This is a genomic window from Pseudomonas sp. efr-133-TYG-103a (genome assembly GCF_030209235.1).
Classification (GTDB): domain Bacteria; phylum Pseudomonadota; class Gammaproteobacteria; order Pseudomonadales; family Pseudomonadaceae; genus Aquipseudomonas.
Genome location: NZ_JARVSK010000026.1, coordinates 157,194 through 173,768 on the forward strand (window position 1 = coordinate 157,194; position 16,575 = coordinate 173,768).

The following is a 16,575-nucleotide window of genomic DNA, read 5'->3' on the forward strand; positions in this document are numbered from 1 at the left end:
CGGTCAGTTGCCTCTGTCGTCCGGGCAGGCAACGTCGAAAACGCCTTCACTGACCCAGAAGCCCACTGCCGGAATGGCAAAGTGAAACGTGCCCCGCAGGCGTCCTCCGGCGGCGCATTCCAGCAACCTCATGCTGCCTTGTTGGAAATACGCGGAGTGATAAATGCGCGACATTCGCTTGGGCGTGAGGTGATAGATCACGGTCAGCAGCGCATTGCCTTTCAGGTCATGGATGCCCGGTGCGAGTGAGTGGTCGATGAACACGCCGAACGTCGTGCCGTCGTTGCCGACCCGCCCCGTCGCGTTGATCTTCCAGATCCGTCGACGTCGGGCGGAATCCAGTTCGGCGCGCAGGCAAAACCTGCCGTCTACGCGACTGCACACGAACGGTCTGCCATTGACCAACGCTTCGAAGTGGTCCCGCTCGACGCTGGCCTGGGGCTTTGCAACATGGTGGTGAACCGGATCAGTCATGGTGGCGGGTTCTTCGTCTGCGCGAACAACCCGAAGACGCTGCGTCAGGCGCGCGTCTCCGGGTCATGGAATCAGGGTGTTGGGCGGTGGTTGATCACCCGCCGGTATCAGCGGATCGCCACGCCCAGGCTGATACTGATGTGCAGCAACTTATAGTCCTTGCCGGTAATCAGGTGCTTCACGTAATACCACTTGGCGCCCAGCACGTTTTTGGCGACGGTGGACGACCAATAGTTGGCATTGCCCATCGGCCAGCGGTTGCCGTAGGCGTTATGGATCTCGATCAACTGATGAATGCTGGGAATGCGGCCGCCAATGCGTGCAGCGCCATTGGACATCTGCGTGTAATTGCCAGACCCCACGCCGTGGCATTCGATCACGCCAGTGACCGTGACGACGTAACTTTTCGAGTCACCCGACGCGTCGGTCACGCTGATGGTTGCCACGCCGTTGCCGCGCACCGACACCAGACCTTCAGCGTCCACTTTCGCCACCTTCGCATCACTGGTGGTGAAGGTGTACGGCGCAACGCCGCCGCTCGGGACACGTTTGATCGTCGTGCCACTCGGGAAAGAAGGAAGCAGATCCGGATAGGCGGGCAGCAGGTAGATCTTGCCAGCCAGCGTCACCGGTGAAGTGTCGAACATCGTGCCTTCGCGGACCGTCAATGCCAGCGTCTGCGACTCCATTTCAACGCCGTTACGGATGACGAAATACGTCACCGATGCGCTGCCACCCTCGCTCTGCTGAATCAGCATCTTCGGAATGCCGAACACCAGTTCAGTCATGCCGCCCACATTCTTCATGCCGGTGTCGAACGTGGTCTTGCCCACCCAACGCGCCTTGACGACATCGTATGCCTGCATGTCGCGGTAGCTGACGCGCACCATCGCATCCCAGCCGGTGATCAGCGAAGGGCGCAAAATGCCGTCGGGACCTACGGTGTCCATGGTCGGCGCGGGCAGTTCCAGCGCCGCACTCATGACTGTCAGAGACAGCGTTTCCGAATCCTGCACAATGCCGCTGGTGCGCGTGACGCTGTAAGACGCCTCGACCTGCTGCCCGTCGTTGGCGGTCACCAGCGTGCTGCTGAATACCAGCGACACCGCCATTCCGGCCTCGTCCGGCAGAATGCGCTTCTCTTTCTGTTCGCTGCCTTTTGGGCCTTCGAATCGCGCAATCACCGTCTCACCTTCACGCAGGTTCGCGCTGGCCGCGACGATCAGCGTCGCGCCATTGAGGGTATCCGCCGGATCCAGCGTGTCGCCTTTCGCCTCGGCGATAACAGGTGCCGGCAGCGGTTTGAGCATCGAAAGCTGCAACTGGATCGAAATCGAATCCGACGGCATCGACACATTGCCTGCCTGATCCGTCACGGTATAAAACACCGCGGCGTTCAGGCCGTCCGCCTGCTCCAGGAAGCTACGGGTGAAATCCACCATCACGCGGTTCAAACCCATGTCGTTCGCATCCACGAACGCCATCGGCCCCTCGACCGGACCCCAATAGGTGCGAATCACATCACCCACCGCCATCCCGCTGTAACTGGCGATCTTGCCGGGCAGAACGTTATTCAGCATTTCCAGTTCCGACGACGTCAGACCATTCTGGACGGCGTCGGGGAAGATGATGGGGGCGAGTTGTGGGGCGCCTGGGGCGGTTTTGTCGATCAGGATGGTGACTTCACCTGAGAAGTTCATAGAATCGCCAAAAGGACTATAGGTTCGATACGAAACTTTATGAACGCCTTCAACCAGAAGATCTACAGGAATCTCAACAGTTAACAAGTCACCTGGTTTGTTCTCGGGCAGAATCTCTTTCTCAGGGCCAACGCGGACGCCGTCGAAAACTAGCTGGTAGGTATACTTCGGTTCCGCCGCAAGCCATACAGGAAAGTTTACGGTAATAGGTGCCGTTAACTCATCAATAGGAATCAAGCCGCTCATCAATGCGGCGGGAATCGTCGGCAGTTCCAGTGGAAGTGGCGCGGTGGCTGATGGTCTTTCAACAGTTGTCATGATTTCTCTCGTTGTCAAAGAAGGCAGGGCGAGCGCCCTGCCAGTTTAGGAATTAAATTGTGCAGTAAGGCTCACTAGACTCGCGCATTTCAACGGGCACGCGAGTGACTTTCGAAGTTACGGCGCTTTGATTGCTGCCAGGCGCAGGATCAATTCGGACATAAGCCTCGCAGTATCCTCGGCAAATGGTTCGCAGCGTGATATAGGGGACATGAAATGCGTACCCATTAATCACGTCTTGATCGTCAAGCTCGCGACTCGCCGTTACCGTGGCAGCATCAATAGGGTTGCCATCATCGTCAAAGCCTTTGAATGTAAAGGACAGTCTCTGGTTCTGAGCGATGTTGGTATAGGGCAGAATCAAGCCGTCGGTGCCATTGGGCGCAACGCTCTGCGAAATGAAGCCGGAAGGGTTCAGTTTAAAGACTGGTCCGTCGACACCTCCAGGACCGCCTGGTAGATCCTCTTTGGATCGCACGGTCACTTTTTGAATCGGCGACAGCGTGGGGTTAGGATTGCCTTCTCTGGTGACCGTATAGCGGACAGGAATTTCACTTCCTGTTCCTTGGGCCTTCATAATGCTGTTGGCGATTGGGATAATAAGATCTTTGGACGCGGCAACGTCCTCCTCTTTAATTTGATACCACTGCAAGCGTTGCTGGTCGCCCCAAGAAAGATGAATATCATCGTTAATCTTGAATTCTGATGTCCACGCTACAATGGCCCTGCTGTTGAATTCGTAGTCGTCTTCATCGATGAAGTTGTCATCTTTGTTCGGATTCTGCAAGCTGGTACCTTGCACAATCGGCGCTGTCGTGGGAACTGGAACAGGCAGGGTGAGGAAAATATCTACAACTGCTGGAAGTGACGTGCCGCTTAATTGATTGTTGCGAGTAACGGTGTAGGTAATCGAGACCTCGCCTACCGGCTTGGTAGCAATGGTTTCAAAGGGTACACGTAGCGACAGGACTACATCTTCGCCCTCGTTGCCAGGAGGAAGTTGTACAGGAAGCATTGGCGAATCGTCACCCCAATAAAGCACAATCTCGTCGAACGCGGAAGCGCCTGGATACTGAGGGATATCGATCATTACACCGAGTTTGGCTTCCGCGTAGTCAATGAGGCCTCCAACGGAGACATCGACAATGGGTGCCGGGTAGTTGTCAGGAACTTCCTCAAGTAGCAAAGTTATTGTGGTTTCTACCGAGTCATCAGAGGTGTTTCCTGCTCTGTCGATCACCCTATATTTAACGACATGCGAACCGGTATCGATGGATTCGAGGAATTCCTTGCTAAAATCGAAGACAACTTTGTTAAGCCCCATGTCGTCTTCATCGACGACGGCGGTAGGACCTGCGACGTCTCCCCAGAAAGTATGAATCACATCGTGCTTTGCCATACCGGTGTAGCCAGCCACTTGCACCTCGAGCTTACCTCCCAACCGTTCGAGCTCAGCAGCGGTCAGTCCATTCTGGACCTCGACGGGAAACTGCAACGCGGCCAAGAGTGGTTTACCGGGTGCTGTCCGGTCGATAATAACGGGGAACTCATCAGAAAAATTCTCAGAATCCGCATCCGGACTATATGTGCGGTATTTTAGCGAGTGTCGGCCCTCGAGAAGCAACTCTACTGGAACTTCCAGAGTCAGTGGATCGCCGGGTTGATCCGTTGCCGCGATAAGTTTCTCTGGCCCATGGCGTTCCCCATTCCAGTACAACTGATATGTATAGTCCTCCTCGGCGGCCTCCCACACTTTCAGGTCGACCGTCAATGGCGCATAGGTTTCGTTGACGGGTATTAGCCCAAGGCTGTCTTCGTCGTGGAACGCAATGGCGATGTCTGGCGCCTCGAGTGGAAGTGGTTCTCTGATAGTGCGTGAGCGGATAACGATAGGTGCTTGAATATTAATGTTCATAAAAGGTCCTTTGTTTTACGTTTCCAGGCGCTGGCATTAGGGGAAGAGCTTTTCACCAGCACGTAAATTAACTAATAGAATTTTCTTTACGTTGTCAAACGCCGGCATGCTCCGGAATGTAGTCCCGATCGACGCGCTGTAGGAAAAATGATGAATGTGATGGAAGAAAGTCATGCATCGTTTTTCAGGATAAGTCCCGTGCCCGCTCATTCTGAGCAAAAATTATGTAGGCTGTAGCGTTCACCATCTGCGGAAGTTTCCTACTTTTATTTTTTTTATTTTTTTTTCAATCGGTATGCGGTTTTGGCAATGTGTATCTTTCGAATCTGCAGATGGAGGCGACATGTCGGTTGATAGGGGTATTTCGCTCAAGGGGCTCGGGCGAAGCGCGTTGGGATTGGCAGTAGGGGTATTCGCGTCAGCTGCGTTTGCGGACGAATGTATATCGCTGGACACGACCGGTGTTGTTTGCGGAAAAAGTGCAGAAGCCGACGGTGACGCGAGCGTCGGCATGCCAAATGCAGCAATCGTTGTGGATGGTAAGACGCTGATAATCGATGGTGACACCGCATCAAACAGCTATCAGGTGTCAAATAGCGGCCATCTTGTTGTAGGTGGTGGATCTATTCTGGAAAGAATCTCGTCGATTGACTCTTCGGTAAATATTGACTCCAGCACTGTGACGGGGGGCCTGGCCCTAAATACCAGTTCGGTGAGGGTGACAAATTCGACCATTCAGAACCAGAACTGGTTGGGTATTCAACTTCTGACCCGAATGACCGACCTGGATAAACTGAATCAAGTGACAGTCATCAACAGTAGCGTGTCTGGAGCGGCCTACGGTGCATCGGTTGGCCCATCAGGTGTTCTGACATTTTCGAATTCGACGGTCTCAGGTAATGGATATCTATCTTCAGTACCTGGGAATGGTGGTTTGAGAATGACTGGCGGGGAAGCGCACGTTCTCGATGGGAGTTACGTGTCAGGCAGCGAAAACGGCATATATATAATTACAGGTCAACATGGAGACGAAACAGTAATCAACCGTCTGGAAATCGATGGTTCGACAGTCTCGGCTCTTACCGGCTCAGCTATCAAAATTGATCGTATTTCCGGAAAACCATGGAATACAACGGCAAAAATACGGGTAGCAAATCACTCTGATATGCACGCTGGTAATGGTCGACTGCTCGATATCTTTAACGACAGTGAAGTAGAAGTAGAAGTCAACAACAGCAGCCTCACCGGCGATTTCGTTGCCGATGACACCAGTACATTGAATGTCATCCTGCGTAATCATGGCCGCCTCGACGGCAACATTATCAACGCAAACTCATTGATCATCGACTCCAGCGGTCACTGGCAAATGGGCGCGGATAACAGCGTGAAAACGCTGGCAATGGACGGCGGAAGCATTGGTTTTTCCGGAGAAGGTTTCCATTCTCTTAAGCTTGGGTCGTTGTCGGGGCGTGGGTTGTTCGACATGCGCATCAACCTGGACAGCGGCGAAGGCGATCTGCTCGATGTTGCCGGGAAAGCGGAGGGTCGTTACCGGTTGCGCGTGCAAAACACCGGTGTCGAAGCGGTGCCGGAGAGTTTCGAGGCGTTGCGGGTGGTTCATACCGAAGGTGGCAACGCCGAGTTTGGCCTGGTGGGTGGCCGCGCGGACCTTGGGGTGTATTCCTACGAGCTCCAGCGCCAAGGTACTGACTGGTTCATTGTCGGTTCCGGCAAGGTGATCAGTCCTTCCACGCAGAGTGCGTTGGCTTTGTTCAATGCCGCGCCGACGGTCTGGAACAGTGAGTTGACGACGCTGCGCAGTCGCCTCGGCGAGGTGCGAGGCAGCGAGGAGGGCGGCGGCTGGATGCGCAGCTACGGCAATCGGTTCAACGCATCGCTCGACTCCGGCGTCAGCTATGAACAGAAGCAGCAGGGCTTGTCGTTCGGTGCCGACGCGCCTGTGCCGGTCAGCGACGGGCATTTGATGGTCGGTGTGATGGGCGGTTACAGCAAGTCCGATCTGGACATCGGCAGAGGGACGTCCGGTCAGGTCGACAGCTATTACGTCGGTGCTTACGGCACCTGGCTGTCGGACGACGGGTATTACGTTGACGGGGTGCTGAAGCTCAACCAGTTCCACAACGAATCGAACGTTGCGATGAGCGATGGCACCAAGGCCAAAGGCGATTACAGCAACACGGCCTTGGGTGGCTCGATTGAAGTGGGCAAGCACGTCAAGCTTGCCGACGGATACTTTGTCGAGCCTTTCGTGCAGATGTCCAGCGTCTGGATCGACGGCGACAGCTACACGCTCGACAACGGATTGCAGGCCGACACCGGTCGTACGCAGTCGGTGCTTGGCAAGATCGGCAGTACGGTCGGCCGCAGCTTTGTGCTTGAGGACGGCGGGGTGGTGCAGCCCTATGTGCGCGCTGCGCTCGCTCATGAGTTCTCTCGCAACAACGAGGTGAAGGTCAACGGTCAGCGTTTCGATAACGGCCTGTTCGGCTCGCGGGCAGAACTGGGCGCCGGGGTGTCGGTTTCGTTGTCGGAGCGGCTGCAAGTCCATGCCGATTTCGACTACATGAAGGGTGAGCACGTCGAGCAGCCGTGGGGCGCGAATGTGGGCCTGCGTCTGGCATTCTGATCGCAGCATCGATTGATCTCTGGCGGTAATGGCCCCGGCTGCAGACATGCAGCCGGGGCTTTTTTCATGCGAGCTTGCGGTGGTGCTCGCTGTGGTTGAGTTATCGGGGCGCCCTGCGGCGGCGTATGGCCCGGGTACGGTTTGCGGATCGGCGACGTCGCGCGCCCTCCCGGTGCAGATTGATGGTCAGGGTTTCAGAGATGCCGACAAGCCGGGAACGTCGCACCACTTCATACCGCACCTCGACGAGCCCGTTGTCGTAATCGGCCAGGGATTCGTTGTTCAGGTACTGAATCAACCGGGGGCCGTTACGGCCTTTGGATTCTCCGATGGTGGTATAGAACGTGTTGTGCCCCCACCGCAGCTTCAGCTGATCCCCGACCCAGAGCCTTGGCGACCTGGGAATATTGAGAAAAATCCCCGAAATCAACTCGCTGTCCGTTAGACGGTCGGCGCTGGCACCTGTGATGTACGGAGCTTCGAAGCTGGGTGTCGGATCAAGCAACGCCTGCTCCTGCTTCCAGGGAAAGCCCGGCGCGTTGTGCAGATATTCCGCGTAGCAAAGCGCGGTTTCCGACGCAGTCTTTTTAGGCGCGGGCACGGCGTGAAACTCTTCGTACAGCGGCACTGAGGCGTCCGCGGGCGGTTCGCTGCTCGGTGCATCGGCATTCATCGCCGGTTGTTCTGGTTCCTTATTGATGCCGGATGGCGTTCCATCCGGATCGCCTGGTGACTGGATATCCTTCTCGTCTTCCATTGGAACTCCTTGATCATATCGCGGTTGCGAGGATTAAAAGATTTGGATCGATGAATGTCTATGTAGGACTCTGCGCTACAGGTGTCTATGGTGTGTTCGCAGCAGAAGACTGTCAAATTACAGCCCTGCAAGGGATTACATAGCATCGCGGCTCAGAAACTGCCTCTTGAATGTATTTCGTCTTTGTGTAGGTCGAGGGTTTTCCGCGTTTTTACTGGGAAATCAATATATATTTATATGTTGCAGAGAACTCAAATTTGCTAGCTCTTCGGACATGTCTGATGGAGCTGTAGGTTTTGAGGAAAGAGTGTGCACAAAATAAATTAAAATAATTTGCTCCTGTGATTTTGTTGACAGAAACCCCACTCAAAAACGTGGGGTTTGCTGCCTGAAATATCCAGACGAATGGCAAAAATGATTGGTTACACTTGCAGGGAAACCAGCGTTGGCAGTGACGTGGTCGACCCGTTGCCCGCCCGGTCGGTCACGATGTACTCGATCAGCACTGTATCGGTCGCAAGACTGTGCAGGAGTTCGCGGTCAAAACCGATTTCGATCGGGCGCAGGGTCAGCTCATCGGCGGCCACGGTGTGTGCCGGGCCGGGGATGTCATTGCAGAGCGTCTGAATGACGTCGCCCCGGGCCATGCCGGCGTAGCCGGGGAGCAGGCCAATGAGGCGATCGCCGAAACTGGCGGTGGGAAAGATGAGTGGGGCGAGCAGGGCTGCGCCTGGGGGACTGCGATCGACTTTGAGCTGGACCGCGGGAGAAGAATTTGAGAATTCTGTATTTGGGTTCGTAGTATTGAAACTCAAAGAGTAGGTCTTTTCTGCATTAAGCAGATATTCATCCAGATAGACTGTGATGATGTCTCCAATGTTATCTGCCGGGGTGATGATCCTAGCGTCACCGACTGGAGTCCCATCTAAAATGAGCTGAAAATAAAATCCTGGCTGAGCTGCATCCCACACCTTAACGCCCACGGCAATGGGGTTGTTCAAATCACTGATTTGCAGCAGACCATCCACAGGGTCTGCGATCTCCACAATAGGAGGCTCCAAGGGGATAGGGGTTCTAGCAATCACTTCACTCATTAAACTTCTCCATTAAGCACAGTCACGCGCTTTCGTAGCGCGAAAGAGTGCTCGTTAATTAATAGTCAGATCAGCGAATAACACCGTTGTGGTATTAATTATTTATCGCTAACAAAATTCAACTAATAGGAGAGTGGGATCGCTGTCAATCCCGAATTTGGCCTTCGGTTGGCATTTCGACGGGTGAGGTGGGGTATTCGTGGAATTTCAGAAACGTCCTACTTTTTTGAGCCCCGAAAAACAGAAAGCCCCGGCAGCAAGGCTGTCGGGGCTCGAGGTGTGACGCGTCCAGGTCAGCGGTTGAAGCGCTCCACCAGCGAATATTGGGTGTGCGCGGTGTTGGTCAGTTCGGCGCTCAGGGTGGCCGACCGGCGCGCTTCGTCGGAGGTCTGGTCGGCGAGCTGGGCGATGGTGCTGATGTTGCGGCTGACTTCCTCGGCCACCGAGCTTTGCTCCTCGGTTGCGGCAGCGATTTGCGTGGTCATGTCGGTGATGTTGGCCACGGCGTCGCTGATGCCGACCAGCGCCTTGTCAGCCTCCATGACTTGTTCGACGCCTTCTTCCGCCTGACGACGGCCAGTGTTCATGGTCTGCACGGCGTTGTTGGCGGTCTGTTGCAACTTGGCAATGAGCGCGTGAATCTGCCCCGTGGACTCCGTCGTGCGCTGCGCCAGCTGACGCACCTCGTCGGCGACCACCGCGAATCCTCGGCCCATTTCCCCGGCGCGAGCCGCTTCGATGGCGGCGTTCAGCGCGAGCAGGTTGGTCTGATCGGCAATGCCCTTGATCACATCCACCACGCCACCGATTTCGTCGCTGTCCTTGGCCAGTTGTGTGACGGTCAGGCCGGTTTCGCCAACCGATGTCGACAGACGCTGGATCGCTTCACGGGTTTCGCTGGCGATGTCACGGCCGCGGCGGGTCAGTTCGTTGGCCTGCTGCGTGGCGTCGGCAGTGCGCTGTACGTGGCTGGCGACTTCCTGGGTCGTGGCTGCCATCTGATTGACCGCCGTGGCGACCTGTTCGGTTTCTACGCGCTGACGCTCAAGACCGCTGGAGCTGGACTGGGCCAGGCTGTCGGACTGACGCGCCTGGGAATTGAGGTGTTCGGCAGTGTCCTGCAGACGCGTCAGGCAGGTTTTCAGGCGCGCTTCCTGGCTCAGAATAGACATCTCGAGGCGGGCTTGCGGACCGCGACTGTCGGTGTACATCTGCGCGATCAGCGGGTCGGAAGTGGTCTGCTCCGCCAGACGCAGCAGGCGTTTGATTCCGCGCTGCTGCCAGCTGAGGCCCAGCAGGCCCAGCGGTACGGACAGCGCCGCTGCCAAAGCAAAACCCCAATGTGAATTCAGCCAGACGCCGATCAAAAAGCTCAGTTGGCTGACCAGAATGAAGGGCAGCCAGTCCTGAAGCACCGGCAGCCATTTGTCCCGGGTCGGCACAGCCGGCTTGCCGCTGTTCAAGCGCGAATACAGGGCTTCTGCGCGACGGATCTGCTCGGCGGTTGGCTTGATCCGCACGGATTCGAAGCCGATGACTTGTTTCTGGTCGAAGATCGGCGTGACGTACGCGTTCACCCAGTAATGGTCGCCGTTTTTGCAGCGATTCTTGACGATGCCCATCCACGGCAGGCCCTGTTTGAGGGTGCCCCACATGTGCTCGAAAACGGCAGACGGCACGTCCGGATGGCGAACGGTGTTGTGTGGGGCCTTGATCAGCTCATCCCGCGAAAAACCGCTGATTTCAACGAACGCGTCGTTGCAGTAGGTGATCACGCCACGGGCATCGGTTGTCGAGATCAACCGTTGCTGCGCCGGAAATGTCCGTTCGCGTTGAGTGATGGGCTGGTTATTTCGCATGAGCTGTTCAATCCAGGAAGGCTTTGACGAGTTATCGGCCAATGGGTCAGGAAATTAAGCGTTTTGTGAACTGCGTCATGGGTCCGTTTGCCGCAGGTCAAGGTTCAGCGGTCGAACATCGGGTAGGTGAACAGCCCGAAATGCGCCAGGTTCAGCCCGAAATGGGTGAGCACTGCCGCAGGCAATCCGCCGATACGGTAAGCAATACCGTAGCCAATGCCCGCCATCCCCGCCAGAAGCATCCACTGCCAGCCCGCGCCGAGGTGAGCCGCGCCAAACAGCGAAGCCGCCAGCACGATCGCCAGTGCCTCGTGGCACGGGAATCTGCGCAGCAGACGCGTCAGCCCGCCCTGAACGTAGCCACGAAACAGCAGTTCCTCGGTGAGTGAAACCAGCAGCAGGTTATTCAGTGCCCAGAGTCCGGTCTGCTCTGGCCATTTGGGCGACCAGCCGGTGACCCCAAGGGCGGTGGCCGTTGCCAGACACGCTGCCGTCGTGATCGGCAGCACGAGCGCCGACGTTTTCAGCGACCGCCGCCAGAGGACGCCGGCAAACACCCACGGGCAGGCGATCGCAATCCAGAAACCGATCAAGGGTTTGTCGAGGTTCAGGTACATCGAAAAGGGCGCCGCTTCAGGGCTGAAACGCACGCCAGCAATCACCCGGGCGCTGAAGAACCCTGGCAACCAGTGAATGGCGAGGCCGAGGGCCAAGGCGATGAAAAGCCCGTGGCCCGCAGCATGCACGGCCCGGTGATTGAAGCGGGTAACGCACAGCCCGGCCATCACCAGCAGGCCGAGGGTGATGACGACCGGCAGGCTCAGTTGCCCGTAGACCAGTGCAATGCAATAGCCGAGTGCCAGCAGGGTCAGGGAGATCCAGCGTTGCGCCGGCATGTTGCCGTCCTTGAGCGTTTAATGAAGGCGGCGATATTAACGTTGATTAAACAGGCGCGCTTGTGGGAATGGGCTGAAAGTTCTGGATGACGGCGGGTGAAGTCCGGTAGGCCGCAGACTGCCGCAGGGGGGGCGTTAGAGATGGCAGTGGGAGGATGGGGTTTGCTGGCTACTGCGCTGACTCGGCTGCTGCATTATCGACTAACAAGACGTCTCGCGAGCAGGCTCACTCCTACACCATTTCTGCGGCGTCGCCTGGTTTTGGGTCAAGCACAAAACCTGTGTGCGAGCTTGCTCGCGAAAGCTTGATGCACTGCCCGTAGGAGCGTGGCTTGTCCCGCGATCGGCGACGAAGTCGTCGTAAAGACCGGCCATGCAGTCTGCCTGACATACCCCGTCCGATTCTGCTGCCGCTGCGCGCCAGATCGCGGGACAAGCCGCGCTCCTACAAGGGATTTGTGGGGTTGCCAGGTGTGTGTCGAGCAGGCGATATCTCTCCGGCGAACATATCGGCCTCATCGCGAGCAAGCTCACTCCCACAGGGATCTCCGGGCATTCCCGACTCGCCTCCCAGACACGAATTCTGTAGGAGCGAGCTTGCTCGCGAAGAGGCCGGTCCATCCACTAAAGATGTACCGGCCGAAACCCAGCCGTCGCGAACAGGCGTCCTGTCAGGTCCGGCATCGGGCTCAACGCCCGAGTTGCCGTGTTTACGACGCGATCAGCTGTCGCAGGACGTAATGCAGGATGCCGCCGGATTTGAAGTATTCCACCTCATTCAGCGTGTCGATCCGACAAAGCACGTCGACATTTTCCTGCTTGCCATTCTCCCGGGCGATCTGCAGTGTCAGGCTCATGCCTGGCTGCAGCGTGGCACCGGTGAGGCCGGTGATGGTGATGACTTCCTTACCGGTCAGTTCCAGCGTCTTGCGGCTCTGGCCGTTCTTGAACTGCAGGGGCAGCACGCCCATGCCGACCAGATTCGAGCGGTGGATACGCTCGAAACTCTCCGCGATGACCGCTTTCACCCCCAGCAGATTGGTGCCTTTGGCTGCCCAGTCACGGCTGGAGCCTGTGCCGTACTCCTGACCGGCAACCACCACCAGCGGCGTGCCTGCCTGCTGATAGCGCATGGCCGCGTCATAGATCGGCAGCTTCTCGTCGGTCGGCACGTGCAGGGTGTAGCCGCCTTCTTCATTGCCGAGCATTTCGTTGCGGATGCGGATGTTGGCGAAGGTGCCGCGCATCATCACCTCGTGGTTGCCGCGTCGCGAACCGTAGGAGTTGAAGTCCTTGGGTTCCACGCCCTTGCTGCGAAGGTAGCGGCCTGCGGGGCTGTCGGCCTTGATGTTGCCGGCGGGAGAAATGTGGTCGGTGGTCACCGAATCGCCGAGGATCGCCAGCACTCGCGCATTGTGCACGTCGGCAACCACTGGTAAAGGCCCGGCGATGTCGTCGAAAAACGGCGGATGCTGAATGTAGGTGGAGTCGTCCTGCCAGACGTAAGTGGCCGCTTGCGGCACCTCGATGGCCTGCCATTGCGCGTCGCCGGCGAACACTTCGGCGTATTCCTTGTGGAACATGCCGGTACTGACATTCATGACCGCGTCGGCGATTTCCTTCTGGCTCGGCCAGATGTCACGCAGGTAGACCGGCTGACCGTCGGACCCTTCGCCCAACGGCTCGCTGCTCAAGTCGATACGCACTGTGCCCGCCAGGGCATAGGCGACCACCAGTGGCGGCGACGCCAGCCAGTTGGTTTTCACCAGCGGGTGGACGCGGCCTTCGAAGTTGCGGTTGCCGGACAGCACCGACGCCACGGTCAGGTCCGATTGCTGGATGGCTTTTTCGATGGGATCGCGCAGCGGCCCGGAGTTACCGATGCACGTGGTGCAGCCGTAACCCACCAGGTCGAAGCCCAGTGCGTCGAGGTACTCGGTGAGGCCCGCGGCTTTGTAGTAGTCAGTGACAACCTTTGAGCCCGGCGCCAGCGAACTCTTGACCCAAGGCTTGCGTTGCAGGCCTTTTTCAACGGCTTTTTTCGCCAGCAGGCCCGCCGCCATCATCACGCTCGGGTTCGAGGTATTGGTGCACGAGGTAATGGCAGCAATCACCACAGCGCCGTTTTTCAGACGGTAGCGATTGCCTTCGTATTCATATTCCGCTTCGCCGACCTGTTCGGCATTGCCGACCGCAACGCCACCGCCGCCCTCGCTTTCCAGACGGCCTTCTTCGTGTTTGCTCGGCTTGAGCGCCAGCCCCAGAAAATCGCTGAACGCCTGCGAAACATCCGGCAGGGCCACGCGATCCTGCGGACGTTTCGGGCCGGCGAGGCTTGCCACCACCGAGCCCATGTCCAGCTCCAGCGCATCAGTGAACACCGGCTCCTGGCCGGGCAGACGCCACAGGCCCTGCGCCTTGCAATAAGCTTCGACCAACTGCACGGTGTCGTCCGGACGGCCCGACAGGCGCAGGTATTCCAGTGTCACCTCATCCACCGGGAAGAAGCCGCACGTGGCGCCGTATTCCGGGGCCATGTTGGCGATGGTCGCGCGGTCGGCCAGCGGCAGATCGGCCAGGCCGTCACCGTAGAATTCGACGAATTTTCCTACCACGCCTTTCTTGCGCAGCATCTGCGTGACGGTGAGCACCAGATCGGTGGCCGTGATGCCTTCCTTGAGCTTGCCGGTCAGCTTGAAGCCGATCACTTCCGGAATCAGCATCGACACCGGTTGACCGAGCATGGCCGCTTCCGCTTCGATACCGCCGACGCCCCAGCCAAGCACGCCGAGACCGTTGATCATGGTGGTGTGGGAATCGGTACCCACCAGCGTGTCAGGAAAGGCGTAAGTGCGGCCATCTTCTTCCTTGGTCCACACGGTGCGGCCCAGGTATTCAAGGTTGACCTGGTGGCAGATGCCAGTGCCTGGCGGCACCACGCTGAAATTGTCGAAGGCGCTCTGGCCCCAGCGCAGAAACGCGTAACGCTCGCCGTTGCGCTGCATTTCGATGTCGACGTTCTCGCCGAATGCCTTGTCGTCGCCGAACTTGTCGACCATGACCGAGTGGTCGATGACCAGATCGACAGGCGACAGGGGATTGATGCGCTGCGGATCGCCGCCGGCCTTGGCCACTGCCGCACGCATGGCGGCCAGATCGACCACGGCGGGAACGCCGGTGAAGTCTTGCATCAATACGCGAGCAGGCCGGTACTGGATTTCCCGGTCGGACTTGCGCTCGCCGAGCCAGGCGGCGAGGGACTTGAGATCCTCGCCCGTGACGGTCTTGTTGTCTTCCCAGCGCAGCAGGTTTTCCAGCAGCACTTTGAGCGACATCGGCAACTTGTCCAGATCGCCCAGCGATCTGGCAGCGTCCGGCAGGCTGAAATAGTGGTATGTCTTGTCGTTGACGACGAGTGTCTTGAGGCTTTTCAGGCTATCGAGGGAGGGCATGAACTAACTCCTTGACGTGTCCGCACGGCACGGACCGGTGAACCCAACTGACCAGCAAACGGTAAGACCGAAATCTGCGCGCTCTGCGGCGGCTTGAATGCTCGTTGAGTAGTACTGGACCCTCTGGCTGAGCCAGTGGTTCCTGATTCGGCTATCATGCGCCGCTTTCGAGTCATTGAGATTAATCCTCGAGTATAGGGTGCGTTGGCAGTCTGGCCGGTGCGCCGTGCCGATGCCTTGCGTCGAGGTGTCGATGAGCGTCCTGTGGAGAAGATTCGGTGAATACCCTGTTTATGCATTGCCGCCCCGGTTTCGAAGGCGAAGTCTGCTCGGAGATCAGCGAGCATGCCGCGCGTCTGGCAGTGTCCGGCTATGCCAAGGCCAAGCCCAACGCGGCCTGCGCCGAGTTCGTCTGCACCGAGCCCGACGGTGCCGAGCGCTTGATGAACGGTGTGCGCTTCACCGACCTGATTTTTCCACGGCAGTGGGCCCGGGGCGTGTTCCTCGACCTGCCGGAGAGCGACCGCATCAGTGTCATCCTCGAGCATATGTCTGAATTCACGACCTGCGGCAGCCTCTGGCTGGAAGTGGTCGACACCAACGACGGCAAGGAACTGTCGACCTTTTGCCGAAAATTCGAAGGCCCGCTGCGCAAAGCCCTGGAAAAGGCCGGCAAGCTGGTGGATAACGCCAGCCTGCCGCGTCTGTTGCTGACCTTCAAAAGCGGCCGGGAAGTGTTTCTGGGGCTGGCCGATGCCGATAATTCCGCCATGTGGCCAATGGGCATTCCGCGGCTGAAGTTTCCCCGCGAGGCGCCCAGCCGGTCGACCCTGAAGCTTGAGGAAGCCTGGCACCATTTCATCCCGCGCGATCAGTGGGACGAGCGTCTGTCGGGTGACATGACCGGCGTGGATCTGGGCGCAGCGCCAGGCGGCTGGACGTATCAGCTGGTCCGGCGCGGCATGCTGGTGACGGCGATCGACAACGGCCCGATGGCCGAGAGCCTGATGGACACCGGCCTGGTCCAGCACCTGATGGCTGACGGCTTCACCTACAAACCGCGCCAGCCGGTGGACTGGATGGTCTGCGACATCGTCGAAAAGCCCGCGCGCAACGCCGCCTTGCTGGAAACCTGGCTGGGCGAAGGCCTGTGCCGCGAGGCGGTGGTCAACCTGAAGCTGCCGATGAAGCAGCGCTATGCCGAGGTTCGGCGCCTGCTCGAGCGTATCGAAGAAGGCTTCAAAGCGCGTGGGGTCAGGGTGTCGATCGGCTGCAAACAGCTGTATCACGACCGCGAAGAGGTGACGTGTCACCTGCGCCGGCTGGACATCAAACGCGCCAGCTGACCGGGGCTACGAGGGCCGCCAGCGTGTGTCGCTGGCAGCAAGCCCGCCGAACGGCGTTGCCCAGGCAGAGGTTTTTTCCACGATCAATCAGGCGGCAGTGCAAAGCCGGGAGTGGAC

Annotated in this window: 10 protein-coding genes; 2 read left to right on the forward strand and 8 right to left on the reverse strand. The window is 58.0% G+C overall.

The window, feature by feature from the left end; all coding sequences use genetic code 11:
- Positions 1-3: 3 nt before the first annotated feature.
- From QRN36_RS21630 to QRN36_RS21640, 3 genes are all read right to left on the reverse strand, one after another.
- On the reverse strand, positions 4-474 hold the full coding sequence (locus QRN36_RS21630) for a hypothetical protein (protein WP_285425935.1): 471 nt from the start codon (positions 472-474) through the stop codon (positions 4-6).
- A 107-nt stretch (positions 475-581) separates the two neighbouring features.
- Positions 582-2,174 carry a hypothetical protein gene (locus tag QRN36_RS21635; protein ID WP_285425936.1) on the reverse strand — a complete coding sequence of 531 codons (1,593 nt, stop codon included), beginning with the start codon at positions 2,172-2,174 and terminating at the stop codon, positions 582-584.
- Positions 2,175-2,544: 370 nt separating this feature from the next.
- A complete protein-coding gene (locus QRN36_RS21640) occupies positions 2,545-4,407 on the reverse strand; it encodes a hypothetical protein (RefSeq protein ID WP_285425937.1) in 1,863 nt (620 codons plus the stop codon).
- A 775-nt stretch (positions 4,408-5,182) separates the two neighbouring features.
- On the opposite strand from QRN36_RS21640, the gene QRN36_RS21645 reads away from it, so the two are divergent.
- Positions 5,183-7,054: an autotransporter outer membrane beta-barrel domain-containing protein gene (locus QRN36_RS21645; protein WP_285425992.1), complete on the forward strand. Its 1,872-nt coding sequence runs from the start codon at positions 5,183-5,185 to the stop codon at positions 7,052-7,054.
- A 100-nt stretch (positions 7,055-7,154) separates the two neighbouring features.
- Here QRN36_RS21645 and QRN36_RS21650 read toward each other — a convergent pair whose 3' ends face one another.
- From QRN36_RS21650 to acnA, 5 genes are all read right to left on the reverse strand, one after another.
- Positions 7,155-7,811 carry a hypothetical protein gene (locus QRN36_RS21650; protein ID WP_093459409.1) on the reverse strand — a complete coding sequence of 219 codons (657 nt, stop codon included), beginning with the start codon at positions 7,809-7,811 and terminating at the stop codon, positions 7,155-7,157.
- A gap of 422 nt (positions 7,812-8,233) precedes the next feature.
- A complete protein-coding gene (locus QRN36_RS21655) occupies positions 8,234-8,905 on the reverse strand; it encodes a hypothetical protein (RefSeq protein ID WP_285425938.1) in 672 nt (223 codons plus the stop codon).
- A gap of 293 nt (positions 8,906-9,198) precedes the next feature.
- Complete coding sequence (locus QRN36_RS21660) at positions 9,199-10,764, reverse strand: PAS domain-containing methyl-accepting chemotaxis protein (protein WP_285425939.1); 1,566 nt, start codon at positions 10,762-10,764, stop codon at positions 9,199-9,201.
- A 104-nt stretch (positions 10,765-10,868) separates the two neighbouring features.
- A complete protein-coding gene (locus tag QRN36_RS21665; RefSeq protein WP_285425940.1) occupies positions 10,869-11,660 on the reverse strand; it encodes a CPBP family intramembrane glutamic endopeptidase in 792 nt (263 codons plus the stop codon).
- 710 nt (positions 11,661-12,370) lie between these two features.
- The gene (gene acnA / locus QRN36_RS21670; protein WP_285425941.1) at positions 12,371-15,112 is read right to left on the reverse strand and encodes an aconitate hydratase AcnA; all 2,742 of its coding nucleotides are present in this window, start codon (positions 15,110-15,112) and stop codon (positions 12,371-12,373) included.
- 278 nt (positions 15,113-15,390) lie between these two features.
- On the opposite strand from acnA, the gene rlmM reads away from it, so the two are divergent.
- Positions 15,391-16,458 (forward strand): 23S rRNA (cytidine(2498)-2'-O)-methyltransferase RlmM, encoded by a 1,068-nt coding sequence (gene rlmM, locus QRN36_RS21675; protein WP_285425942.1) that lies wholly within the window; start codon positions 15,391-15,393, stop codon positions 16,456-16,458.
- Positions 16,459-16,575: the final 117 nt, after the last annotated feature.

Bases quoted from the DNA above. Each gene is read 5' to 3' on its own strand.
- QRN36_RS21630 (WP_285425935.1), bottom strand. From the start codon at position 474: ATGACTGATCCGGTTCACCACCATGTTGCAAAGCCCCAGGCCAGCGTC.
- QRN36_RS21635 (WP_285425936.1), bottom strand. From the start codon at position 2,174: ATGAACTTCTCAGGTGAAGTCACCATCCTGATCGACAAAACCGCCCCA.
- QRN36_RS21640 (WP_285425937.1), bottom strand. From the start codon at position 4,407: ATGAACATTAATATTCAAGCACCTATCGTTATCCGCTCACGCACTATC.
- QRN36_RS21645 (WP_285425992.1), top strand. From the start codon at position 5,183: ATGACCGACCTGGATAAACTGAATCAAGTGACAGTCATCAACAGTAGC.
- QRN36_RS21650 (WP_093459409.1), bottom strand. From the start codon at position 7,811: ATGGAAGACGAGAAGGATATCCAGTCACCAGGCGATCCGGATGGAACG.
- QRN36_RS21655 (WP_285425938.1), bottom strand. From the start codon at position 8,905: ATGAGTGAAGTGATTGCTAGAACCCCTATCCCCTTGGAGCCTCCTATT.
- QRN36_RS21660 (WP_285425939.1), bottom strand. From the start codon at position 10,764: ATGCGAAATAACCAGCCCATCACTCAACGCGAACGGACATTTCCGGCG.
- QRN36_RS21665 (WP_285425940.1), bottom strand. From the start codon at position 11,660: ATGCCGGCGCAACGCTGGATCTCCCTGACCCTGCTGGCACTCGGCTAT.
- acnA (WP_285425941.1), bottom strand. From the start codon at position 15,112: ATGCCCTCCCTCGATAGCCTGAAAAGCCTCAAGACACTCGTCGTCAAC.